The organism is Streptomyces sioyaensis, assembly GCF_004122735.1.
Classification (GTDB): domain Bacteria; phylum Actinomycetota; class Actinomycetes; order Streptomycetales; family Streptomycetaceae; genus Streptomyces; species Streptomyces sioyaensis.
Window position 1 is genome coordinate 50,390 of the sequence record NZ_SDIF01000019.1, and the last position, 21,613, is coordinate 72,002.

Consider the following 21,613-nt stretch of genomic DNA (forward strand, 5'->3'; position numbering starts at 1 on the left):
GGTGCAGCGCCCGGTCCTGCAGGAACCGCGACACGGTGACCCCGCCGCCCTCGATCAGCACCCGGCCCAGCCCGCGTGCCGCCAGCGCGGCCAGCAGACGCCCCGGGGAGGCGGCCGCCGCGTCCGGCAGCACCAGCACATCGACCCCGTCGGGCCGGGGGACGGGGGTGACGTCCGGCCCCACCACCCAGAGCGTCGGTGCGGCCCCATCGGTGAACACCCCGCTGTGCAGCGGCACCCGGCCCCGCGGATCGAGCACCACCCGCACCGGATTGGTGCCCGCACAGGCGCGCACGGTCAGCCGGGGATCGTCCGCCACCGCGGTGCCCGCGCCGACGAGCACCGCGTCGGCGAGCGCACGCAGCCGGTGCAGATGGCAGCGGTCCTCCGGGCCGGTGACGAAGTCGGCATCGCCCGTACGCGTCGCGATGAAGCCGTCCAGGCTCTGCCCGAGCTGGGCGAACGCGGCCCGGGGGCCGGCCAGGCACAGCGGCAGATAGCGGGCGGTGAGCTCCACCGCCTCAGGGGTGGCGGGCTCTTTCCACCGCAGCCCGCCGTCGCCGTCGGACACCAGCCCGGCGGCGTGCGCCCCGGCGGTCGTACGGATGTCCCGCAGCCGGTCCCAGGCGGCCGCCGCGTCGAGTTCCTCAGTCATGGGCAGGTTCCCCCGCGCCGAAGAGTGCGGCATATTCGCCGAATGTCTCGGTCAGCCCGGCCAGCAATTCCCGGCCCTTCCGGGCGGACGCCAGTGACGGCCGTCCGATGACTCCGGATTCGGTATAGGCCGACATGCCCAGCGTCAGGAGGTGCTTCCGGTCATCGGCGACGCAATCCGCCGATTCATAGCCTTCCTTGACCAATTCGGGATGGGCGTGCAGCAGAATGGACGTCTCGGCCTCTCCCGCATGCATATCGGTGTGCCCGGACGTCTGCACCCCGGCCCGGGCGCGTGCCCGGTCCCAGTCGGCCGATCCGGGGAACAGTGCCATCCGCACACCGCGCCCGGCGGATTCCTGAACGACATTGCGCAGTACGTAATTTCCGCCGTGCCCGTTGACGAGAATGAGGGTGTCGATACCGGACCGGCGGAGCGAATCGGCGATGTCCGTGACGACCGCATGCAGGGTGCGCGCCGAAATGCTGACGGTCCCCGGCCAGGCGGCGTGTTCGTGGGAACAGGACACGGTCAGCGGCGGCAGCAGCTGGACCCGATGGGCGGCCGCCAGCTCCCTGGCGATGGTGCAGGCAATCACCGTGTCGGTGGCCAACGGCAGGAAGGCGCCGTGCTGTTCGAAGCTGCCGATGGGCAGTACGGCCATCGTCGGCTGCCGTGCCCGTATGTCCTCGGTGGTGTCGGCCGGCCACGGGCCGGGGGGCGAAGTCGGGTGTCCCGAAGCGGTCATGGTGTGCTGCGGCCTTTCGTCGCTGACTCACCGAGTCATGGTCTTCGCAGCATACTTGTTGTGTTCTGAGTGAGTCCTGACGATCATTTCCTCACGCGGGTACGATCACGCCATGATGGACCCCGACGACGATGCCGTGCGCAACCTCCGTGTTGCTTTCGACGATGCTCTTGGCCAAAAACCGGGTGTGGAACGGGTGGTGGAGGTCCGGCTGCCCACCACATACGGCGAATTTCTCGCCGTCGGTTATCTCGACCACCGCAGCGGCATCGAGCAAGTGGCGCTGGTCCACGGCGATGTGGCCGGCGAGCTGACGCTGGCCCGGATGCATTCGGAATGCCTGACCGGCGATGCCTTTGCGTCCACCCACTGCGAATGCGGCGACCAATTGTCCGCGGCGCTGCGCGCGATCGTGGCGGAAGGACGCGGCATTCTGGTCTATCTCCAGGGCCACGAGGGCCGCGGCATCGGCCTGTTGGCCAAGCTCCAGGCGATGAAGCTGCAGGAGGGCGGGCTGGACACGGTGGAGGCGAACATCGCGCTCGGGCTGCCCGTCGATGCCCGCGACTACGGCGCCGCGGCCGAGATACTGCAGGACCTGGGCGTGCGGTCGGTGCGGCTGATGTCGAACAATCCGCGCAAGCGCGAGGCGCTGGTGCGGCACGGCGTCGCCGTCGCCGAACAGGTCCCGCTGCTGATGCCGCCCCGTGCGGAGAACATCCGCTACCTCCGCGCCAAGCGGGAGCGCCTCGACCACGACCTGCCGCATCTGGACGGCATCACCGGGCTGTCCTGACGCGGCCGGCCGGTCCGCGCGGGTGGCCAGGCATGCCACGAGGGAGGGTCCACGACCGTGTGGTCGCGGGCCCTCCCTCGGTGATCCGGCCGGCGGGACCGCCGGATCAGGAGGCGGCGGCTGCCGCCCTCTCGGTCGCGGCGGCTTCCTGCCGGGCCGGCAGGACACGCTCCGCGAGATGACCGAAGACCAGCCCGAAGGCCGTCCACAGCACCAGTTGGATGGCGATCGCCGACAGCCGGAACTGCCAGAGCAGGGTGGCGGAGAAGTCGGCGGGCACCTCGTTGACAGCCGGCAGGAACGCGTACGCGAGGCCGACGGCCACCACGAACGCGGCGGCTGCCGCGACCGTGGCGTTCCAGTTGCCCAGCTTCGGAGCCAGCCGCCGCCCGAGGATCGTGGCGGCGACGGCCAGCAGGACGCTGAGCAGCATCATCAGGAAATACAGCGTGGTGCGGGTGCCGATGGTGTCGGGGTCACCGACGGACGGCGGGTTGGCCGGGTACTTCAGGAACGGTACGAGGTAGACGGCCAGCAGCGCCGCTCCGGAGAGCAGCACGGCCGTGGCCCGGGCACCGAAGCGGCCGATCCGCCCCAGCGCGAAGCAGAAGGCCAGTGCGGCGATCCCGCCCAGCGCCACGCCGTAGACCAGCACGCCGGTCGCCAGCCCCGCAGTGGACTGCAGACCGCGGCTGACGACCTCCATCTCGTGTTCGTGGCTGTGTGCTTCTTCGAACGCGATGGCGGCGTCCACCTGCGGTTCGCCCAGCAGAAAGGCGACGACGAGGGCCAGGACACCGGCTGCCAGCCCGGCGAGCATCCCGCGCACCAGAAGAGCTCTGATGGTGACGGAGTTCATGGGTGCGGCGTCCGATCAGTGGCAGGGGAAACCGAGGAGGTGGCGCCCGTCGTGGACCCACTCGTGGACGTCGGTACCGGAGAGCAGTGAGGTCGCGCCCTGCTCCGCGCCGATGAAGTACAGCAGCACGAGCATCAGGACGCCGAAGAACAGCGCCCAGGGGGCAAGGGCCTTGAGGGGGAGCGGGGCGGGGGTGACGGCGCCGGTGGCCGGGGGTGCGATGGTCTGAGCCATGGCAGAACCTCCTGTGCGGGGAACTCGCGTCCCTTGTCGGTGGAGTGCGCGACAACATGCCGGGTCTGGCTCGCCCGGTTCCGGCCCTGCTGGGCTGGTGAAGACCGGACATACAGTGGCGCGACCGCGCCGGGATCCCACCGGCTTCCGTCATGTCGTCGTCAATATCATCGGGAAGGTACCGCGGACCGCCCCCGGGGCCAAGGCCCCCGAGGGGGCGGAGAGGCGCAGGGCAGGGCGCGCCGGACGGTCAACTCCCTTGCGGCGTCGAGAGGTTGCCGTCGCGGGCGGCAAGCGAAAGAAGAGAGCATGACAACTCGGGTGATGTTGGTCTCAGCGGCCGCGGGGCAGGCCCAGCGCGAGGTGCGCTTCGACGACGACGGCCCGCTGAGCGAGGCCGGGCGGCGCCGGGCCCGGGCCGCCGCCGGAGCGCTGCCGCCCGTCGAGCGGAGCGTGGTCTCGCCCTCGGTCCGGTGCCGGCAGACCGCCGAGGAGCTCGGACTTGCGGTCCGGTCCGCGCCGGAGCTGGCGGGCTGTGCGATGGGCGCCTGGCGCGGCCGGACCCTGGCCGAGGTCGCCGACGGCGATCCGGCCGCGGTGTCCGCCTGGCTCTCGGACCCGGACTTCGCGGCGCACGGCGGGGAGTCGCTGCGGCAGCTGTGCGCGCGGATCGCGGGCTGGCTGGCGCGCACGGCCCGGGACGGGGGCCGGGTGCTGGCCGTCGTCGAGCCGGACGTCGTCCGTGCCGCGGCGGTGTGTGCCCTCCGGGTGCCCGAGGAGGCCTTCTGGCGGCTGGACGTTCCGCCGCTGACCGTGACCGAGCTGAGCGGCCGCGGCGGCCGCTGGAATCTGAGCCTGGGGAGGGCGCTGGACCGCAGGTGAGGGCGGTGCGGCGGCATTGGTTCACAATTCATCTGTCCTCTCATCTACACATAAAGGCGACATAAGCGCAGAATAAAAAGTGCGTGGTCCTATGCCGCGCGGAAACGGCCAGCTTGCGAACGAAGGAGGCGAGTCGCATGGCCGACGTCTCACACCACAGGGGAGATCTCGCCGGTCACCCCGATGCATCGGAGATGCAGGCCCGGTACGACCGGGTACTCGGCGGGCGGGACGTGGTACTCGTCGACGGACCGGTGTTCCTGGTCGGCCTGTACTGCGCGGTCTCGCCGTGGATCCTCCACTTCACGGCCGCACAGCCGGCACTCGTGACGCACAACCTCATCCTCGGTATCGCGATCGCCCTGCTGGCGGTCGGGTTCACCGTGACACCGGAGCGGATGTACGGCCTGAGCGGCGCGATGTGCGCGATCGGCGTGTGGATGATCATCTCGCCCTGGATCGTCGGCAGCGCTCCGGACGCCGGCGTCATCTGGAACAACGTCGTCGTCGGCGCCCTGACGTTCCTGTTGGGCGCGATGTGCGTCGCCGCGGCGTCGAAGAGCCGCCGCGCCACCTGAGGCGCGCTCCCCGCGGGAGCGTGCGACAAGCCGCCGACCGTACGCCCCTCGGGGCGAGCCGGCCGGCGGCTCTGCGCGCGGGCGCGCCGGGCCCCGGGAGGGCCGGCCGCCGCGGGTCATCGGGGCGGAGTCCGGGGGCGGCGGACGGGGCGGTGAGGGTGTGCGGTGAGGGGCGCACGCCGTGGCGGGGCGGCCCGCCCGCACGCATGCGGTCACCGGGTAAATTCGGTTAAATCGGTTGCATGGGTCCTCCGACTGTGGCCCCTCGCCCCGGAGAGGTGGCGTCCCGTGACCGCTGTGCCCGTGGATGATCACGAAGACTTCGCCGACGCCGACCGCGGCTTCATCGCGGCGCTCGACCCGCCCGAGATCACCATGGACGACGGCCGGGTGGTCTGGAACGCCGAGGCCTACGCCTTCCTGGCCGGCAACTGCCCCGACACCGCGCACGAGAGCCTGTGGCGGCAGGGCCGGCTGGTGAGCCGGCAGGGTCTGTACGAGGTCACCGACGGCCTCTACCAGACGCGCGGCCTGGACCTGGCCAACATGACGCTGGTCGAGGGCGACCACGGCGTCGTCGTCATCGACCCGCTCCGCTCCGCCGAGACCGCCGCCGCGGCCCTGGAGCTCTACCGCAAATACCGCGGCGACCGGCCGGTCACCGGCCTGATCTACACCCACTCGCACGCCAACCACTTCGGCGGGGCCCGCGGCGTGCTGCCGCACGGCCACCACCCCGTGCCCGTCCTCGCGCCGGCCGGCTTTCTCGCGCACGCGGTCGGCGACAACGTCGACGCCGGCGTCGCGATGGCCCGGCGCGCCGTCTACCTGTACGGAACCGGGCTCCCCAAGGGGCCGGACGGCCAGATCGGCTGCGGCCTGGGTACCGTCCCCTCCACCGGCACCATGACCCTCATCCCGCCGACCGTGGACATCACCAGCACCGGCCAGGAGGAGATCGTCGACGGCATCCGTACCGTCTTCCAGCTCACCCCCGGCACCGAGGCCCCCGCCGAGATGAACTTCAGCCTCCCGGCGCATCAGGCGCTCTGCCTGGCCGAGAACGTCACCCACACCCTGCACACCGTCCTGACGCTGCGCGGCGGCGCCGTCCGCGACACCCGGGCCTGGGCCCGGTACGTGGGCGAGGCGCTGGCCCTGTTCGGCGACGAGGCGGAGGTCGCCTTCGCCTCCCACCACTGGCCGACCTGGGGCAAGGAACGCGTGGCGGCCCTGCTGGCCGGGCAGCGCGACCTGTACGCCTATCTGCACGACCAGACGCTGCGGATGCTCAACGAGGGGCTCACCGGCACCGAGATCGCCGAGGAGCTGCGGCTGCCGCCGGAGCTGGAGCGGGTCTGGGCCCACCACGGCTACTACGGCTCGCTCGGCCACCACGTCCGCGCGATCTACCAGCGCCATCTGGGCTGGTTCGACGGCAACCCCGCCCATCTGTGGGAGCATCCGCCGGCCGAGCAGGCCCGACGCTACGTGGACACCATGGGCGGCATCGAGGCCACGGTGGACGCGGGCAAGCGGTACGCCGCCGACGGCGATCTGCGGTTCGCCGCCACCCTGCTCAACCACGCCGTCTTCGCCGACCCCCACAACCTCCGCGCCCGGCGCGAACTCGCCCTCGTCTACGAGCGGCTGGGCCACGGCTGCGAGAACGGCGCCTGGCGCAACTTCTACCTCACCGGTGCGAGCGAACTGCGCGGCACCCTCGCCGAGGCCTCGCCGGACACCGCCGACCCCGAGCTGGCCCGGGCCCTGAGCGTCGACCAGCTCCTCGACTCGCTCGCCATCCGCATCGACGGCCCCCGCGCCTGGTCCACCGCGCTCACCCTCGACCTCTACCTCCCCGACGAGGACCGGACCTGGCATCTGACGCTCTCCCACGGCGCCCTCACCCACCTCAGCTCGCCCGGCGCGCCCACCCCGACCAAGGAGCACACCCCGGACCTCACGCTGACCCTCACCAAGCCGCAACTGCTCGGCCTGCTCACCGGCCACGGACCGGGCGAGAGCGCACAGAACGGCGAGAGCGGCGCACTGCACCAGCTCCTCGGCCTCGTCAGCACCCCGCACCCCACCTTCCCCGTCGTCACCCCCTGACGGGCCCGTCCGCGGGGCGGTCCGTCAACCTCGTGCCCCGGCGCGCTGACACCACCGGGCTGCTCCGTACACCCCGGCTGGGGCAAACTGGGCCGGTGGTGAGCAACATTCCCGAGGAGTCGACCACCTTCATCGGTCGACGAGCTGAACTGCACCGGATCGGCAACGACTTGACGGAGCACCGGCTGGTCACCCTGACCGGCCCCGGTGGTGTGGGCAAGACCCGGATCGCGATGCGGGCCGCGCGCGCCGCGGCGCCCCGGTTCCGCGACGGGGTCTGCTGGGCCGATCTGTGGCCCCTGCTGGGTGACGGCCGGCTGGTGGCCGGCGTCTGCGATGCCGTGGGGCTGGCCGACCACTCGGCGCGGTCCCCGGTGGCGGCGCTGTGCGAATGGCTCGCGGACAAACGGCTGCTGCTGGTGCTGGACTCCTGTGAGCATCTCGTCGAGGCCTGCCGCGACCTGCTCGGCGATCTGCTGACCGCCGCCCCGGGCGTGACCGTCCTGGTCACCAGCAGACAGCCGCTGGACATCGTCGGCGAGTGGACCACCGAGATCGGACCGTTGTCCTGCACCGGCGACAACGACGCGCTGGCCCTGTTCACCGAACGGGCCGGCGCCGCGGCCCCCGGCCGGCGGCTCACCGCCCCGCGCAGTGTCGCGGCCGCCGCCGCCATCTGCCGGCGCCTCGAAGGCATCCCGCTGGCCCTCGAACTGGCCGGCGCCCAGCTGGCGCACAGCTCCGTCGAGCGGATCGCCGCCCGCCTCACCTCCCGCTTCGATGCCCTCGACGGCGACGGCCCGGTGCAGCCGCCGCGGCACCGGACCCTGCGCTGCGCCATCGGCTGGAGCCATGAGCTGTGCGCCCCGCTGGAGCGGCTGCTGTGGGCCCGGCTGTCCGTCTTCCGCGGCACCTTCGACGAGGAGTCCGCGAGCGCCGTGTGCGCCGGCGGGCCGCTCACCGGGCCGGGGGTACGCACCGCGCTGGCCGGGCTGGCCGCCAAGTCGGTGCTCACCCGCGAGGGCTCCCGCTTCCGCATGCTCGACACCCTGCGGGAGTACGGCCGGATGTGGCTGGCCGAACTCGCCGAGACGACGGACCTCGCCGACCGGCACGCCGCCCACTTCGCCACCCTCGGCCGCCGGGCCGAGCAGGGCTGGCTGGGCCCCGAACAGCTCGCCTGGTACGGCCGGATCGCCGACGCCCATGTCGACCTGTGCACCGCACTGGACCACTTCCTGGCCACCGATCCGGAACAGGCCCAGGAACTCGGCGCCTCGATCGGCTTCATCTGGAGCTGCTGCGGCCATCTGCACGAGGCCCGCGACTATGTGGCCAGGGCGCTCGCCGCCCACCCGGGCCCGGGCCCGGCCCGCACCAGAGCGCTGTGGACGCTGGGCGTCGCCGTGCTGCTGCAGGGCGAGCTGGCCTCCGCCGAGGCCCTGGGCCGGGAGTGCGCGCGCGCCGCGCGGGAGTCCCGGGACGCGGAGGCGGTGCTCCAGGCGGGCTACCTCATCGGCCTCACCCATCTGATGGCCGGCCGCCCGATGTCCGCGCACACCGTCGCGGCCCAGGTGCTGGGCCCGCCGCCGCACGCCCCGTTCGACTCTCCCGGGCGGCTGCGCTGTCACCTCGTACAGATCTTCGCGCTCACCGGTCTGGGCCGGCTCGACGAGGCGCGCGCCGAGGCGACCGCGCTGCGCCACGGCTGTGTGCAGCGCGGCGAGTACTGGACCCGCTCCTACACCGATTACCAGCTCTCGCTGATCTCGCTGTTCCAGGACCGGCCCGAGGAGTCGGCGGAGCACGCCCGGGCGATGCTCGCGGCCAAGCAGGGCATCGGCGACAAATTCGGGATCGCGCTCGGCCTGGACCTGCTCGCGGCCGCGCTGGCGGCCCAGGGCGACGGTGCCGCCGCCGCCCGCGTCTCCGGCAGCGGCCAGGCCGTCTGGCGCACCGTCGGGCACCCCCAGCGCGGCACCCCGGAACTGCGTGCGGTGCGCGAGAAGTGCGAACAGCGGGCCCGCGCCGCGATCGGCGACGAGGCCTATGCGGACGCCTTCCATCAGGCCAGCGAGGAGTGCCCGGGCACCTCCCTGCCCCGGATCCTGGCGGGCGACCTGTGAGGGCCGGTGGCCCCCCGGCTCAGTCCGGGGCCTCGCCGGCCAGCGCGTACAGCAGGTCGTAGGCGGTGCCGGTCATCCGGCAGGTACGGCCACGGCGGGTGGCCAGCGCGACCACGCCGGTGTGCGACGCCCGGTGGTAGCCGAGGAACGCCTGCTGGCCGAAGGTCGCACCGACATGGAAGAGCAACGGTCCGCGCGGCGACGGGTGCTGATACCACGTCAGGGTGTGGGTGTGGCGCTTGCGCCAGCCGCGCCGTAGCAGCGGCACCTGGACGTCGCGCAGCGCCCCGGCCAGGGGGGTGCCGTCGGGGGAGAGCAGCGCCTCCAGGTAGGTGAGCAGATCGCCGGGGGTGGCGCGGACCGAGCCGGCGGCGACGAAGGCACCCATCTCGGTGCTGCGCACCGGCGTCACGCCGTTCGCGCGGTGGCCGATGGCGTCGGTGCCCGTGGTGCCGGGCCCCAGCGTCGTGCCGGTCAGCCCGAGGGGGCGCAGCACCCGGTCGGCGAGCAGGGTGGCGTAGCCGGCGCCCGCGGCGCGGGACATGGCCGGGCCGAGCAGCGCCAGCCCGAAGTTGGAGTAGCGCCAGCGGGTGCCGGGCCGGTTCCGCGGCCGGGTCCGGGCGAAGGCGCGCAGCAGCCGCTCGGTGTCGTAGCGGGCGTAGCCGTTGTCGTACGGCTTCACCAGCGCGCCGGGGATCAGATCGGCTGGGATGCGCGGCAGCCCGGAGGTGTGGGTGGCCAGATGCCGCAGGGTGATCCGGCGCGACTGCGGATGCGCCGGCTGCACCTCGGGCAGATGCACGGCGAGCCGGTCGTCCAGGGACAGCGCGCCGGCCCGGGCCAGGTCGGCCAGCAGCAGCACGGTGAACGTCTTGGACAGCGACCCCAGTTCGTAGCGCAGCGCATGCCGTGGGGTGGGCGGCGTGAGGGCGGAGCCGCCGGTCATCACGGTCCGCCGGCCGTGCCGGGTGACGGCCACCACGACATCGGGGGCGTCGATCAGGGTGACGGCATCCGCCAGGCGGTCACCGAGCGCCGGTTGCACGAGGTCGGGGCTCATCAGACCGCGGACATCGCCCGGGAGGTGGCCATCGCGGAGGCGAACGCGGCGACCAGGGTGGGGTGGTGCACCTGATCGAAGACCTGGGCCGCATCGCCCCGCGGCATCTGCTGGTGGATCGGCATCGCGCCCTCGGGCGACTGCGCGGCGGCGTACCGCTCCCACAGCTCCGCGTCCAGGGCGGGCCGCGGCAGACAGGCGTCGACGACGAGCAGCTCGCCGAGCAGATCCCAGTGTTCGAGGTCCGCCCAGTCCTCCAGCCAGGCCGGCAGATACCGCGTCAGATAGTCGGCGACGGCCGGCGGGATGCGCTCGGGGGCCTCGCCCCAGTTGGTGAGGTGGAAGACGGTGTGGGTGATGTCGTAGGCGATGTGCAGCTGCACCGTCCACGGTTCGGCCAGCTGCCCCAGCCAGGTACGGGCCATGGCCTGGTCGAAGTCGCTGCTGGGCGGCAGCCCCAGCTTGCGTTCGGCGTTGAGGACACCGAGCCGCCGGTTGGGCACCATCTCCAGCGTCGCCCAGGTGGCGGTGCGCCGGCAGACCTCCAGCGTCGCCTCCAGCCCCGGATGGCGGTGGCCCAGTTCGTGGAAGGTCGCATAGACCTCCACCGGCACGGGGGAGAGCGGCTCGTCCTGCTGGAGCCGGGCCAGCACATTGCCGCCGTCCAGCAGCTCCCGCCAGGCGAAGTCCAGCAGCTGTCCGGCGCGGGCCTTCTGCCGGGAGCCGGCCACCCCCTCCCGGAACAGCACCTGCATATTGAGTGCCAGCTCCCCGATGGGCTTGAGCCGTTCGGTGACCGCGACGTTGTCGGCGAGGTCGCCGGCGGTCAGCCGGAAGTGCTCACGGTGGTTGTCGAGCCAGGTCAGGGCCCGGTCGCCGACAGCGTGCAGCAGGGCGGGGGACGCGGCCGTCACGGTCACGGGGCATTCTCGCTTTCGCAGGGGGTCCGCCCGCCCACCAGCGCCGGATCCCCGGCCACCGGACCGGCCTCGGCCTCGTCGCAGGCGATCCGGGCGAGGGTGGCGGCGAACGCGGTCACCAGGGTGGAGTGGTAGCAGGCCAGGAAGGCCTCGGCCGGGTCACCCGAGGACGGCGCGGCGCCGATCTCGGGCACACTGCCGTCGGCCGCCTGGGCGGTGGCCAGCCGCTGCCAGGCCACCGGATCGAAGGGGGCGGCGGGCAGGCAGGCCGTCACGGCCAGCAGCTCGCCCACCAGGTCCCACATCTCCTCCTCCAGCCAGGTGTCCAGCCAGGAGGGGAGCCACAGCCGCAGATAGCCGGCGAATTCGGGGGACAGCCGCTGCCGGTTGCGCCCCCAGTCGGTGAGGTGGAAGACGTCATGGGTCACGCCGTAGACCGACTTGCGGTCCAGCGTCCAGGGCTCCGGCAGCCGGCCGAGGCCGGTCAGCGCCAGCACGGAGGCGAAGTCGGCGTGCTGGCGGAGCCCGAGTCGCCGCTCCGCGTTGAGCACGTTGAGGGTACGGGTGTGATCCTCGCGGGCCACCCGCCAGCCGCGCAGCCGGGTCGTGGTCTGTACCAGCGCGTCCGCGTCCGCGTGCCGTAGCCCGGCCTGGGCGAAGGTCCCGTAGAGCTCCACGGGATAGGTGGCGAACGGCTCCCCGTGGATCAGCTCGGCGAACAGCTCACCGTCCCGGGTCTCGTTCCAGGCGAACGCGAACAGCCCGCGGGCAGCCTGACGGATCTCGTCCCGCGGGTGCAGTACCCCGATCAGCTGGGTCAGCTCGGCGAGTTCACCGAGCGGTTTGAGGGTCAGATTCGGGTCGGCGTCCGTCGTCACGTTCGGGGGCAGCCGGAAGAAGCCGCGTGCTTCGTCCAGCCACCCCAGGCTGCCGCGGACCATCCGGTCCAGCAGCCCGGGGTCGCCCCGGCCGCCGGTCACCAACCCCGTCCGTAGAACCGCTGAGCCGCCACGACGTGCAGCGCCACCCGGGGGTCCGCACCACCCATCTGGCGGACGAACGCCAGCCCGCTGTCGAGCCCCAGCGTCGGTGCCACGTCGGGCAGCCGGGCCAGCCAGCGCCCCAGACCGGCCGCCTGCAGCCAGTCCCGGCGGCGGACCGCCCGGACGAAACCGCGGGACAGGTCGTCGGTGCGCGCGGTCAGCTGCTCGGCGAGGCCCGGGGCCAGCTTGGGCAGCGCGAGCGCCGCGAGCTGGGACACGCGGTGGGAGAGCTTGGGCCAGGGCGTGCTGTCGACCCAGCCGGTCGCGGCCTCGGGCGGTGCGGGCCAGGGCTGTGCGCCCGCGGGCAGAAACGCGTGCGAGGCCTCCACCAGGCCCCGGTAGGTCCACCTCGATACCTCCGAGGCGTCCGCGCCCGGTGGATAGGCCGCCAGCGCCTGCCGGACCACCGCTTCGTCCTCGGGGCCTACGGGTGCCCCGCGGTGCTCCATGGCGTACGGCGCGAGCGCATCGGCGCCGAGCACCCGGACCGCCGCCGGAGTCAGCGCGTCGTTGTGCCGCAGAATGCCGGACAACGCATAAGGGCCGCCCTCACCCCGCAGGGCGAGGGCGACCCCGGTTGCGGCATCGGCAATCACAGCGCTGAGCGGGACTGCTCCCTGCGTCTGTTCAGCCAACGCTTTCCCCTCAGCCTTATCGGTTGTCAGTCTTGGGCCGGGGGGTGGGCGGCGAGATCAGCAGCAGTCCCAAGAACAGCAGTGCTGAGGTGCACTCGCGCGTATCGCGGTAAACGCCGTCGGCCTCGGCGGGTTCAAGCAGTCCCTCGACCTCGGCGGCCAGGGTGGCCGTCTCGACCGGCGCTGTGCGATCCGTAACCATGCGATCAACTCCTTCGACGAATGGGATACCAGATTCACATCGTCATTTATCGGATGCAACGGGAGAAATCGGACGAGTGCTCATCTTTCGGGCGACGGTGATGGAGTCTCAGTCAGTCCGTGCGTCTCAACTCCCGTGCGGGAAAGAGGAGTTAGTGATCATGAGGCCGGGTGTCGATGGAGTAGAGCGGTGTGGTGCTCCGGGTGGGAATGTTGCCCCGATGGCGGAGCGGGCTGCTCTGTTCGGATGCATCCACGTGGCGGCGGCGCCTGCCGGGAGGGCTGCCGCGGTGGCTCCGGGGGCCGGCTGTACGCCCGCACCGGCGGTGTGACCGGCCGGTAGGTCTTTCGCCAACAGCGGCTCGTCCGGCAGTCTCCGGTTGCGGTCGAGGGGCTCCAGGGCCCGCGCGCCGGCAACGGCCCCGCGCCCCCGGCCGGACGGGACCCCGCCCCGATGCCGCCGGGCTCAGCCGGTGGCGAGGGCGACCTCCGTCGACTTGATCAGCGCGGTGACCTCGGAGCCGGCCGTCAGACCCAGGTCGTCGACCGCGTCCTTGGTGATGGCGGCGGTCAGCTCACCGCCCGCGACGGCCACCTTGACGCCGGCCATCGCGCCGCCGGCCGCGACCTCGGTGACGGTGCCGGGGATCCGGTTGCGGATGCTGACGCCGTCGAGGGTGCTGGTGGCGAGCGCGACCTCGGTGGATTTGATCAGGCTGCGCACCACGGAGCCCGGTTCGAGGGCAAGTTCCTGCACGGCTTCCCGGGTGATAGCGGCGGTGATCTCCTGGCCGCCTTGCAGACGGACCTTGACGGTCGCCATGACCTCGCCGGGGGTGACGGAGAGGACGGTGCCGGGAATCTGGTTGCGGATGCTCAGGCTCATGGGCGGTGCCTCACCGGGAGGGGGAGCAAGGGGCTGCTGGCTTTGAGGAGCCATTGGCTTGAGGGGCCTTTGGCTTTTGGGGCGTATTTCCTGTTCTGTCCGCTGCACTCTAGTCGTCTTCCGTGCCGCCGGCCGGGCGCGCGGTGCGGGCGCCAGGGGAGATCCGAAGGGGGTCGGCACCGAGGAGGGCGGCGGAGTGCGTCCCGGCATGCGGGGCAGGCGGCGGACGGCCGCCGAGGTGTCGTCGGTTCCTCCGATGGGCCTGACATCTGCCCTGGAGAATCGCCTCATGGCATTGCACATGCGAGCCCATCCTGCCTATCTTGCTGCACATGCAGTCCTACACGATCGGGCAGGCGGCGCGGCTCCTGGGCGTCAGCCCGGACACCGCCCGCCGCTGGGCGGACGCCGGCAAGGTCGCGACCCACCGCGACGAAGGCGGCCGCCGCCTCATCGACGGCCGCGATCTGGCCGCCTTCTCCATCGAGTTGGCGCAGAACGGCACCGGCGAGGACGACACCTCGTACACCTCCGCGCGCAACGCCTTCCCGGGCATCGTCACCGCCGTCAAGCTCGGCGATGTCGCCGCCCAGGTCGAGATCCAGGCCGGTCCGCACCGCCTGGTGTCGCTGCTCACCCGGGAAGCGGTGGAGGAACTGGGGCTGGAGGTCGGCATGCAGGCCACCGCCCGCGTGAAGTCCACCAGCGTGCACATCGACCGCACCTGACCCGTCACGGGCTGCACCCCAGCCGGACCACCGTCCCCCACCGGCAGGCTGCCTCACCTCAGCGGCGTCGCCCGTCCACGGCGCGGCTTTCCCAATCGCCCGGACGACACCCGTCGTCCGCGTCCCAAGGAGTCCCGCCCCATGTCCCAGCTCTTCACCGGGCGCCGCGCCGCCGCCGCGCTCGTGACCGCCGCCCTCCTCGTCCCCCTCACCGCCTGCGGCGGCAACGACGACGCCAAGAAGGACGCGGGCGCCACGAAGTCCGGCAGCGCCGCCAAGACGGACCTCACCGTGCTCGCCGCCTCGTCGCTGACCGACGTCTTCAAGAAGGCCGGTGCGGTCTACGAGAAGGCGCACCCGGGCACCGAGGTGAACTTCTCCTTCGCCGGCTCCCAGGAACTGGCCGCCCAGGTCAAGAACGGCGCTCCCGCCGACGCCCTGGTCACCGCCGACACCAAGACGATGGACGGGCTCCGGACCGACGCCGGCAAGCCCACCGTGATCGCCAAGAACCGGCTGGTGATCGTGACCGGTAAGGGCAACCCGAAGAAGGTCACGGACCTCAAGGGCCTCACCGACAGCAAGCTGAAGGTCGTCCTCGCCGCCTCCCAGGTGCCGGTCGGCCGCTACAGCAAGCAGGTCCTGGACGCGCAGAAGCTGACGGTCAAGCCGGTCTCGCAGGAGCCCAACGTCCGTGCGGTGCTCAGCAAGGTCGAGCTCGGCGAGGCCGACGCCGGCCTCGTCTACAAGACGGACGCCGCCACCGCACCGGACAAGGTCGACGCCGTCGCCATCCCCGACGCCCAGAACGCCGTCGCCTCCTACCCGGCCGCGCCCCTCAAGTCCTCCCGCCACAGCGCCGCCGCGGCCGCCTTCGTGAAGTGGCTGAGCACGCCCGAGGCGCAGAAGATCCTGCAGCAGGCGGGCTTCCAGAAGCCGTAACCGGCGGGGCGCGCACGGGAGTCCGGCCGAGCGGCGGACCCGTGCGCGCCCCCCCAGCCGTCCCGATCCCAGGAACCCCGATGAGACGCCTCCGCATCCCCGCCCCGGCCCCGGCAGGCGGGCCGCGCGCACCCGGCAGCCGCGCCCCGCTCGCGCTGGCCGTGCCCGCGCTGATCGCCGTCGCGTTCCTGCTGCTGCCGCTCGTCGGCATCCTCGCCCGCACCACCTGGAGCGAGCTCGGCACCCATCTGACCTCTCCCGGCGTCCTCGAAGCGCTCCGGCTGTCGCTGCTGGTGTCCTTCTGCGCGCTGGGGCTCGCCCTGCTGCTGGGCGTCCCGCTGGCCTGGCTGCTGGCGCGGGTCAGCTTCCCCGGAAAGGCGCTGGTCCGCTCGCTGGTGCTGCTGCCGATGGTGCTGCCGCCGACCGTCGGCGGTGTCGCGCTGCTGCTCGGCTTCGGCCGCCGCGGACTGCTCGGCCCCTGGCTGGAGGGCACCTTCGGCATCGTGCTGCCGTTCCACACCTCGGGCGCCGTGGTCGCGGCCACCTTCGTGGCGATGCCGTTCCTCGTCATCAGCCTGGAGGGCACGCTCGCCGGGCTGCGCACGAGCTACGAGGAGACCGCGGCCTCCCTGGGCGCCTCACCCGTACGGGTCTTCTGCACCGTCACCCTCCCCATGGTCGCCCCCGGCCTCGCCGCGGGCGCCGCACTGACCTGGGCCCGTGCGCTCGGCGAATTCGGCGCCACGATCACCTTCGCCGGCAATCTGCCCGGCGCCACCCAGACCCTGCCGCTGGAGGTCTATCTGCTGCTCCAGGACTCCCCGGAAGCCGCCACCTCGGTCTCCCTGCTGCTGCTCGTCATCGCCATGGCCGTGCTGATCTGTCTGCGGGGCCGCTGGACCGGCGCCACCACCGGCCGCCCGGCCCGCGTCGTACGGCCGGCCGACGACACCGCCCTCCCGGCGCCGCCCGCCACCGACACCGTGGAGCCCGGCACCGGATCCGCGGCGCCCGGGGAGCGTTGGCCGCTGCACGCCGAGGTCACCGGCTTCAACCAGCTCACCCTGGACGCCGGTCCGGGCACCACCATCGCCGTCGTCGGCCCCAACGGCGCCGGCAAGACCACCCTGCTGCGCGCCCTGCTCGGCCTCACCCCGCGCGCCCGCGCCGCGCTGCGCCTCGGCGACACCGACGTCGGCGCGCTGCCCCCGCACCGCCGCGGGGTCGCCTGGGTTCCCCAGGACGGTGCACTGTTCCCCCATCTGACGGCGCTGACCAACACCGCCTACGGGCTGCGCGCCCACGGCACCCCGCGCGCCGAGGCCCGCCGCACCGCGCAGCAGTGGCTCGACCGGCTCGGCGTCGGCCCGCTCGCGCACCGCAGGCCCGCCCAGCTCTCCGGCGGCCAGGCCCAACGCGTCGCACTGGCACGGGCATTGGCCGCCCGGCCCCGTCTGCTGCTGCTCGACGAACCGCTCGCCGCGCTCGACCAGACCACCCGCGCGCACGTCCGGCACACCCTGCGCGCCCATCTGGCAGCCTTCGGCGGCGTCTGTCTGCTCGTCACCCACGACCCCGTCGAGGCGGTCTCGCTCGCCGACCGGGTGCTCGTCCTCGACGACGGCCGGGCACTCCAGGACGCCCCGCCCGCCGAGGTCACCCGGCATCCGCGCTCGCCCTGGGTCGCCCGGATGCTCGGCCGTAACGCCTGGCCGGGCACCGCCGCCGGCGACGGCCTCGCGCTGGCCGACGGCGGCCGGCTGGTCCTCGCCGACCGTCTCCCCGAAGGCGTCCGGGCGCTGGCGATCATCGCCCCGGAAGCGGTCTCCGTCCACCTCGACAAGCCGGCGGGCAGCCCCCGCAACGTCTGGCCGGGCACCGTCCGCGAAATCACCTCCGCGGGCAGCCGGCTGCGGGTCCTGGTCACCTCCGACCGGGCCCCCGATCTGGTGGCCGAAATCACTCCCTCGGCCGCCCTTGAACTCGGCCTCGCCGACGGGGTGTCCGTATGGACCAGCGTGAAGGCCACCGAGGTCTCCGTCGTCACGCTCTGAGCGCCGGCGCCTGCCCGCCCCTCCGCGCGGCGGGCAGGCGCCACTGGTCAGGACACCAGCTCCACCGTCTGCCGGCTCCGGCGGTGCTGCTCGGCCCAGTTCGTCAGCGCGGCACCACAGGCGTGGTCGAGATGGCGCAGCCCGCTCAGGTCGAGCTCCACATCCCGGTCGGCCGGCAGCGTCGCCAACTGGTCGAGGATCTTGGGCAGCCGCAGGAACGTGGCGTTGCCGACGGCGCGCACCTGCACCGGCTCCTCCTCGTCGTCCGGGGTGTGGATCTCCAGGTGGACGTGGGAGGTCTCCCAGGCCGTCTTCGCGACGGCCAGCAGCAGACCGATGAGGACGCCCTCGAACATGTTGACCGTCACGATGGCGAGGGCCGTGACGATGAGGACGAGCGCCTCACCGCGGTGCTCCCGCCACAGCGGACCCAGCTCCCGCACCGGGATCAGCTTCCAGCCGGCGTGCACCAGCACGCCCGCCAGCGCGGCCACCGGCACCACGCCCAGCGCCGCCGGGAACGCCGCGGCGAACACCAGCAGCCAGACCCCGTGCAGCACCCGCGACAGCTTGGTCTTCGCGCCCGCCTGCACGTTGGCGGCGCTGCGCACGATGACGGCGGTCATCGGCAGCGCACCGAGCAGACCGCACACGGTGTTGCCCGCGCCCTGGGCCATCAGCTCCTTGTCGTAGTCCGTACGCGGCCCGTCGTGCAGCCGGTCGACCGCGGCGGCGCTGAAGAGGGACTCCGCGGAGGCGATCAACGCGAAGGCGAGGACCGTACCGAGCACCCCCACGTCGGCGAGCGCGCCGAAGTCGGCCGCGCCCGGTGGCTGGATCGCGTCGAGCAGCCCGCTGACCTCGACCCGTGCGACGGGCAGATCCAGCGCCCACACCGCGAGGGTGGAGAGCGCCACCGCGGCCAGCGGCGCGGGGAGGACCCGGGCGGCGCGCCGCCAGCGCGGCCACAGCACCAGGACGGCGATGGTGCCGGCACCGATGCCGAACGCGGCCAGTGCCGTTCCCGAGCCGACGGTGTCGCCGATCAGTCCGGGCAGCCCGGCGAGGTTGCTCAGGCCGGTGCCCGGTGCCTTGGCGTCCGTGAGGGCGTAGAGCTGCCCGGCGATCAGCACCAGGCCGATACCGGCCAGCATGCCCTGGACGACGGCGACCGAGATCGCCCGGAACCAGCGCCCCAACTTCAGGGCACCCATGGCCAGTTGCAGGACGCCGGCGGCCAGCACCAGCGCACCGAGGGCGCCGAGCCCGTACTCCTTGACGGCCTCGAAGACCAGCACCGTCAGCCCGGCGGCGGGGCCGCTGACCTGCAGGCTGCTGCCGGGGAGCAGGCCGGTGAGCAGTCCGCCGACCACACCGGTCACCAGGCCCAGTTCGGCCGGGACGCCGGAGGCGACCGCCACCCCGACACACAGCGGGACGGCCACGAGGAAGACCACGAGGGAGGCGGTGAAGTCCGCCCGGAACGAAGTGAAGTGCTTCATGAGAGGTACCCGCGCCTTCACAGGGGGAGGAACAGGTCGGTGGCCGGGTGATGCGCCGCCACCAGGCCGGTGTGCACTTCGTAGAACCAGCCGTGCAGTGACACCTCACCGGCGGACAGCCGCTCCTGGACACAGGGGTAGCCGCGCAGCCGGTCGAGCTGTTCGCGCACATGCTGCTGTACCGCGGCGGCGACGGTCGCGTCCTCGTCCTGCGGCAGCCGGTCGGACACCTGCTGGGTCAGCCAGTCCCGGACGGCGGGCGCGCCGTTCAGGTCCTCGCCGCGGACCCGGGCGCCGACCGCACCGCAGTGCGAGTGCCCGCACACGATGATGTCGGCCACGCCCAGGACGCGCATCGCGTACTCGATGGTGGCGGCTTCCGCACAGGCCGCCATGTCTTCCTGGTAGACGGGAACGGCGTTGCCGGCGGTGCGGAGTTCGAAGAGTTCGCCAGGCTGTGCCCCGGTGATCAGGGACGGCACGACGCGGGAGTCGGAACAGGTGATGAACAGGGCGAGGGGCGACTGGCCGGCGGCGAGCCGGCCGTAGGTCTCCCGTTCGTCCTGCCGGTCGGCAATACGGGCCGTCAGGCTCCGGGCATGCTGGATGAAGGTCTCCACGAGAAGGTCTCCTGCTGAAGAGGGGGGCCACCGTGGGGGAGTGGCGAGAACGTGTGAGGCGCGGCAGGTGGGGCGGTTCACCACCGGCCGTGCTCAGCAGAGGAACACGCAGTGCAGGACGGGGAGCTGGACCGTTCTGCCCGCGGCCTTGGTGGAGTTGCCGGCCGCGGCGGTCCCGGAGGGGCAGGCGAGGGGCGGCGCCATGGACCCGCCCCGCCAGGGCGGCAGTTGCCGGCCGGAGGGATGGGGACCGCCGCCGGAGGCCCGGGCGGTGCGCCGGGGCTGGCCGCGCCCGGTCTCGTACTTGGTCTTCTTCTCGGTGTGCCTGTAATCGGGCTTGACGGCCGGCCGGATTCCCGCGGACGTCATGGCGAACGGTCCTGCCGGTGTGTGCGCTGCCGCGTCGGGCGCCATCGCCAGGGTGCCCAGCAGGAACGTCAGGATCACCATCAGGGCGGTCAAGGGCAGGCGGCGCGGGCGCGGCGACGGTGCGTCGCCCGGTATGCCGGTGTCCTTCCGCATCATGGTCCCCCGTGGTTCGGCCATACGGCTACACCCTGCCCTGACAGTGCATCATCCAGGTTTCCTCCGTGATAACGACAAATGACGTCATGTTTCATGATCTGCCGAATGTGCCGCCGGGCACCGTCGCTTCGCTGCCGGCCCCCTCCGCGGGCCGCGTGGCCGTTCATGCCCGTTCCGTTTCCGTACGGGGTGCCGGCGGGGCGGCGGGGGCGGGTGCCGGCCGGCGGGCCGCCCACCCGAGGACGGGTATGACCGCCAGCGCCAGCAGCCCGCCGGCCAGCGCCAGCGTCCGGTAGCCGCCCAGGACGACGACGAGCCCCGAGGACATGCCCCCGACCGCACCCGCGAGGGCGATCCCGACGTCCACCAGCCCCTGGCCCGAGGCGCGTCGGGCGGGCGGCAGCGCGTCGATGACCAGGGCGGTGCCGCTGACCAGTCCGAAGTTCCAGCCGAGGCCGAGCAGCACCAGCGCCGCGGCGAGCGCGGGAACCGAGTGCGGCGGTGCCAGGGCGGCGAGGGCCCCGGCGGCCGCCAGCGTCACCCCGGAAGCGCCGGCGATCCACCGCCGGCCGACCCGGTCGACGAGCAGACCGGTGAGCGGGGAGGGCAGAAACATCGCACCGACGTGGAGCGCGATGACCAGCCCCGCCGCCTGGGTGCCGTGGCCGTGTGCCTGCATGTGGACGGGCGTCATCGTCATGATCGCGATCATCACGAGCTGGGTGAGGACCATGACCGTGGTGCCGACGGCCACCCCGAGCCGGTGCCCGGACGCGTCCGTCGGGCCGGCGTCCCCGTCCGAGGGGCCCTCGGCCGCGCCGTCGTCCCGTGCCGCCGCGGCCAACTGCTCGGCCAGTCGCAGCGGATCGGGCCGCAGCAGCGCGGCCAGGGCCACCGCGGCCGCCCCGAACGCGGCGACCGCCAGCAGGAACGGCCCGGCGAGCCGGGGGATGCCCCAGGAGTGGGCCACCTCTCCGGTCAGCGCCACCAGGTTGGGGCCGACCACCGCGCCGAGCGTGGTGGCGAAGAGCACCGTGCTCACCGCCCGCCCGCGCCGCGCGGGCGTCGCCAGGTCGGCCCCCGCGTAGCGGGCCATCAGATTGGTGGCGGTGCCCGCCCCGTAGACCAGCAGGGACACGAACAGCAGCAGCGCGCTGCCGACGGCGGCCGCCACCACGACCCCGAGGCTGCCGAGCGCCCCGACGGCGTAACCGAGCGCGAGCCCGGGGCGCCGGCCGTGGTTCCGGCAGAGCCGGCCGATGCCGACGGCGCCGAGCGCGGCCCCGGCGGTGAACAGGGCACTGGGCACGCCCGCCAGACCGGTCGAGCCGAGCATCTCCTCGGCGAGCAGTGCGCCGACGGTGATGCCCGCGGCGAGACCCGCGCCGCTGAGGATCTGGGAGAAGACCAGGACTGCCAGAATCCGGCGCTGTTCCGGCACCTCGCGGGGGGCCGGGACACCGTGGGGAGCCCTCATGATTCCTTTCGGTTCGAGTCGGCGCCG

At 72.9% G+C, this 21,613-nt stretch carries 21 protein-coding genes and 1 pseudogene; 8 read left to right on the plus strand and 14 right to left on the minus strand.

Going from position 1 to position 21,613, the window contains the following annotated elements; genetic code table 11:
• Nucleotides 1-16 precede the first annotated feature (16 nt).
• Both EST54_RS09580 and EST54_RS09585 read right to left on the minus strand, forming a co-directional pair.
• Nucleotides 17-688, minus strand: a pseudogene (locus EST54_RS09580) (RibD family protein); the annotation flags it as partial.
• Nucleotides 648-1,403 carry a creatininase family protein gene (locus EST54_RS09585; protein ID WP_129247038.1) on the minus strand — a complete coding sequence of 252 codons (756 nt, stop codon included), beginning with the start codon at nucleotides 1,401-1,403 and terminating at the stop codon, nucleotides 648-650. The pseudogene EST54_RS09580 and the gene EST54_RS09585, both read right to left, overlap by 41 nt.
• Before the next feature lie 115 nt (nucleotides 1,404-1,518).
• On the opposite strand from EST54_RS09585, the gene ribA reads away from it, so the two are divergent.
• Nucleotides 1,519-2,199 (plus strand): GTP cyclohydrolase II, encoded by a 681-nt coding sequence (gene ribA / locus EST54_RS09590; protein WP_129247096.1) that lies wholly within the window; start codon nucleotides 1,519-1,521, stop codon nucleotides 2,197-2,199.
• 106 nt (nucleotides 2,200-2,305) lie between these two features.
• Here the strand turns inward: ribA and EST54_RS09595 are convergent, their stop codons facing one another.
• Nucleotides 2,306-3,058 carry a CbtA family protein gene (locus EST54_RS09595; RefSeq protein WP_129247040.1) on the minus strand — a complete coding sequence of 251 codons (753 nt, stop codon included), beginning with the start codon at nucleotides 3,056-3,058 and terminating at the stop codon, nucleotides 2,306-2,308.
• Nucleotides 3,059-3,073: 15 nt separating this feature from the next.
• Nucleotides 3,074-3,292 (minus strand): CbtB domain-containing protein, encoded by a 219-nt coding sequence (locus EST54_RS09600; RefSeq protein WP_129247042.1) that lies wholly within the window; start codon nucleotides 3,290-3,292, stop codon nucleotides 3,074-3,076.
• 309 nt (nucleotides 3,293-3,601) lie between these two features.
• Here EST54_RS09600 and EST54_RS09605 point away from each other — a divergent pair, with 309 nt between their 5' ends.
• From EST54_RS09605 to EST54_RS09620, 4 genes are all read left to right on the plus strand, one after another.
• Entirely contained in the window at nucleotides 3,602-4,174 is a 573-nt protein-coding gene (locus EST54_RS09605) for a histidine phosphatase family protein (RefSeq protein ID WP_129247044.1), read from the plus strand.
• A 137-nt stretch (nucleotides 4,175-4,311) separates the two neighbouring features.
• Nucleotides 4,312-4,752 carry an SPW repeat protein gene (locus tag EST54_RS09610; RefSeq protein WP_129247047.1) on the plus strand — a complete coding sequence of 147 codons (441 nt, stop codon included), beginning with the start codon at nucleotides 4,312-4,314 and terminating at the stop codon, nucleotides 4,750-4,752.
• Between the two features lie 288 nt (nucleotides 4,753-5,040).
• Entirely contained in the window at nucleotides 5,041-6,867 is a 1,827-nt protein-coding gene (locus EST54_RS09615) for an alkyl/aryl-sulfatase (protein WP_167511513.1), read from the plus strand.
• A gap of 95 nt (nucleotides 6,868-6,962) precedes the next feature.
• Nucleotides 6,963-8,993 (plus strand): ATP-binding protein, encoded by a 2,031-nt coding sequence (locus tag EST54_RS09620; RefSeq protein ID WP_129247048.1) that lies wholly within the window; start codon nucleotides 6,963-6,965, stop codon nucleotides 8,991-8,993.
• A gap of 19 nt (nucleotides 8,994-9,012) precedes the next feature.
• Here EST54_RS09620 and EST54_RS09625 read toward each other — a convergent pair whose 3' ends face one another.
• The 6 genes from EST54_RS09625 to EST54_RS09650 all read right to left on the minus strand — a co-directional run bounded on the left by EST54_RS09625 (nucleotide 9,013) and on the right by EST54_RS09650 (nucleotide 13,738).
• Nucleotides 9,013-10,053 carry a serine hydrolase domain-containing protein gene (locus EST54_RS09625; protein ID WP_129247049.1) on the minus strand — a complete coding sequence of 347 codons (1,041 nt, stop codon included), beginning with the start codon at nucleotides 10,051-10,053 and terminating at the stop codon, nucleotides 9,013-9,015.
• On the minus strand, nucleotides 10,053-10,973 hold the full coding sequence (locus tag EST54_RS09630) for a DUF6895 family protein (protein WP_129247050.1): 921 nt from the start codon (nucleotides 10,971-10,973) through the stop codon (nucleotides 10,053-10,055). The genes EST54_RS09625 and EST54_RS09630 overlap by 1 nt, the downstream gene beginning before the upstream one ends.
• Nucleotides 10,970-11,953 carry a DUF6895 family protein gene (locus tag EST54_RS09635; RefSeq protein ID WP_129247051.1) on the minus strand — a complete coding sequence of 328 codons (984 nt, stop codon included), beginning with the start codon at nucleotides 11,951-11,953 and terminating at the stop codon, nucleotides 10,970-10,972. The genes EST54_RS09630 and EST54_RS09635 overlap by 4 nt, the downstream gene beginning before the upstream one ends.
• The gene (locus EST54_RS09640) at nucleotides 11,950-12,651 is read right to left on the minus strand and encodes a hypothetical protein (RefSeq protein WP_239012552.1); all 702 of its coding nucleotides are present in this window, start codon (nucleotides 12,649-12,651) and stop codon (nucleotides 11,950-11,952) included. Before EST54_RS09640 ends, EST54_RS09635 begins: the two co-directional genes overlap by 4 nt.
• 16 nt (nucleotides 12,652-12,667) lie before the next feature.
• Nucleotides 12,668-12,853, minus strand: coding sequence for a hypothetical protein (locus EST54_RS09645; RefSeq protein WP_006606533.1), 186 nt, complete (start codon nucleotides 12,851-12,853; stop codon nucleotides 12,668-12,670).
• A 465-nt stretch (nucleotides 12,854-13,318) separates the two neighbouring features.
• Nucleotides 13,319-13,738 (minus strand): TOBE domain-containing protein, encoded by a 420-nt coding sequence (locus tag EST54_RS09650; protein ID WP_129247053.1) that lies wholly within the window; start codon nucleotides 13,736-13,738, stop codon nucleotides 13,319-13,321.
• Between the two features lie 332 nt (nucleotides 13,739-14,070).
• Between EST54_RS09650 and EST54_RS09655 the strand changes: the two genes are divergently transcribed.
• The 3 genes from EST54_RS09655 (at nucleotide 14,071) to EST54_RS09665 (ending at nucleotide 17,462) form a co-directional block, all read left to right on the plus strand.
• The gene (locus tag EST54_RS09655; protein ID WP_093488407.1) at nucleotides 14,071-14,466 is read left to right on the plus strand and encodes a TOBE domain-containing protein; all 396 of its coding nucleotides are present in this window, start codon (nucleotides 14,071-14,073) and stop codon (nucleotides 14,464-14,466) included.
• Nucleotides 14,467-14,607: 141 nt separating this feature from the next.
• On the plus strand, nucleotides 14,608-15,408 hold the full coding sequence (gene modA / locus EST54_RS09660; RefSeq protein ID WP_129247054.1) for a molybdate ABC transporter substrate-binding protein: 801 nt from the start codon (nucleotides 14,608-14,610) through the stop codon (nucleotides 15,406-15,408).
• Nucleotides 15,409-15,488: 80 nt separating this feature from the next.
• Entirely contained in the window at nucleotides 15,489-17,462 is a 1,974-nt protein-coding gene (locus EST54_RS09665) for an ABC transporter permease (protein WP_129247055.1), read from the plus strand.
• Between the two features lie 47 nt (nucleotides 17,463-17,509).
• Here the strand turns inward: EST54_RS09665 and EST54_RS09670 are convergent, their stop codons facing one another.
• The 4 genes from EST54_RS09670 to EST54_RS09685 all read right to left on the minus strand — a co-directional run bounded on the left by EST54_RS09670 (nucleotide 17,510) and on the right by EST54_RS09685 (nucleotide 21,586).
• The gene (locus EST54_RS09670; RefSeq protein ID WP_129247056.1) at nucleotides 17,510-18,964 is read right to left on the minus strand and encodes a SulP family inorganic anion transporter; all 1,455 of its coding nucleotides are present in this window, start codon (nucleotides 18,962-18,964) and stop codon (nucleotides 17,510-17,512) included.
• A gap of 17 nt (nucleotides 18,965-18,981) precedes the next feature.
• Nucleotides 18,982-19,584 (minus strand): carbonic anhydrase, encoded by a 603-nt coding sequence (locus tag EST54_RS09675; RefSeq protein WP_129247057.1) that lies wholly within the window; start codon nucleotides 19,582-19,584, stop codon nucleotides 18,982-18,984.
• 93 nt (nucleotides 19,585-19,677) lie between these two features.
• Nucleotides 19,678-20,130 carry a hypothetical protein gene (locus tag EST54_RS09680; RefSeq protein ID WP_129247058.1) on the minus strand — a complete coding sequence of 151 codons (453 nt, stop codon included), beginning with the start codon at nucleotides 20,128-20,130 and terminating at the stop codon, nucleotides 19,678-19,680.
• Between the two features lie 142 nt (nucleotides 20,131-20,272).
• A complete protein-coding gene (locus EST54_RS09685) occupies nucleotides 20,273-21,586 on the minus strand; it encodes an MFS transporter (RefSeq protein WP_129247059.1) in 1,314 nt (437 codons plus the stop codon).
• Nucleotides 21,587-21,613: the final 27 nt, after the last annotated feature.

What these genes read in the sequence shown, in the direction of transcription:
- EST54_RS09585 (WP_129247038.1), bottom strand. Translation starts at nt 1,403, where the DNA reads ATGACCGCTTCGGGACACCCGACTTCGCCCCCCGGCCCGTGGCCGGCC.
- ribA (WP_129247096.1), top strand. Translation starts at nt 1,519, where the DNA reads ATGGACCCCGACGACGATGCCGTGCGCAACCTCCGTGTTGCTTTCGAC.
- EST54_RS09595 (WP_129247040.1), bottom strand. Translation starts at nt 3,058, where the DNA reads ATGAACTCCGTCACCATCAGAGCTCTTCTGGTGCGCGGGATGCTCGCC.
- EST54_RS09600 (WP_129247042.1), bottom strand. Translation starts at nt 3,292, where the DNA reads ATGGCTCAGACCATCGCACCCCCGGCCACCGGCGCCGTCACCCCCGCC.
- EST54_RS09605 (WP_129247044.1), top strand. Translation starts at nt 3,602, where the DNA reads ATGACAACTCGGGTGATGTTGGTCTCAGCGGCCGCGGGGCAGGCCCAG.
- EST54_RS09610 (WP_129247047.1), top strand. Translation starts at nt 4,312, where the DNA reads ATGGCCGACGTCTCACACCACAGGGGAGATCTCGCCGGTCACCCCGAT.
- EST54_RS09625 (WP_129247049.1), bottom strand. Translation starts at nt 10,053, where the DNA reads ATGAGCCCCGACCTCGTGCAACCGGCGCTCGGTGACCGCCTGGCGGAT.
- EST54_RS09645 (WP_006606533.1), bottom strand. Translation starts at nt 12,853, where the DNA reads ATGGTTACGGATCGCACAGCGCCGGTCGAGACGGCCACCCTGGCCGCC.
- EST54_RS09650 (WP_129247053.1), bottom strand. Translation starts at nt 13,738, where the DNA reads ATGAGCCTGAGCATCCGCAACCAGATTCCCGGCACCGTCCTCTCCGTC.
- EST54_RS09655 (WP_093488407.1), top strand. Translation starts at nt 14,071, where the DNA reads ATGCAGTCCTACACGATCGGGCAGGCGGCGCGGCTCCTGGGCGTCAGC.
- modA (WP_129247054.1), top strand. Translation starts at nt 14,608, where the DNA reads ATGTCCCAGCTCTTCACCGGGCGCCGCGCCGCCGCCGCGCTCGTGACC.
- EST54_RS09665 (WP_129247055.1), top strand. Translation starts at nt 15,489, where the DNA reads ATGAGACGCCTCCGCATCCCCGCCCCGGCCCCGGCAGGCGGGCCGCGC.
- EST54_RS09670 (WP_129247056.1), bottom strand. Translation starts at nt 18,964, where the DNA reads ATGAAGCACTTCACTTCGTTCCGGGCGGACTTCACCGCCTCCCTCGTG.
- EST54_RS09680 (WP_129247058.1), bottom strand. Translation starts at nt 20,130, where the DNA reads ATGGCCGAACCACGGGGGACCATGATGCGGAAGGACACCGGCATACCG.
- EST54_RS09685 (WP_129247059.1), bottom strand. Translation starts at nt 21,586, where the DNA reads ATGAGGGCTCCCCACGGTGTCCCGGCCCCCCGCGAGGTGCCGGAACAG.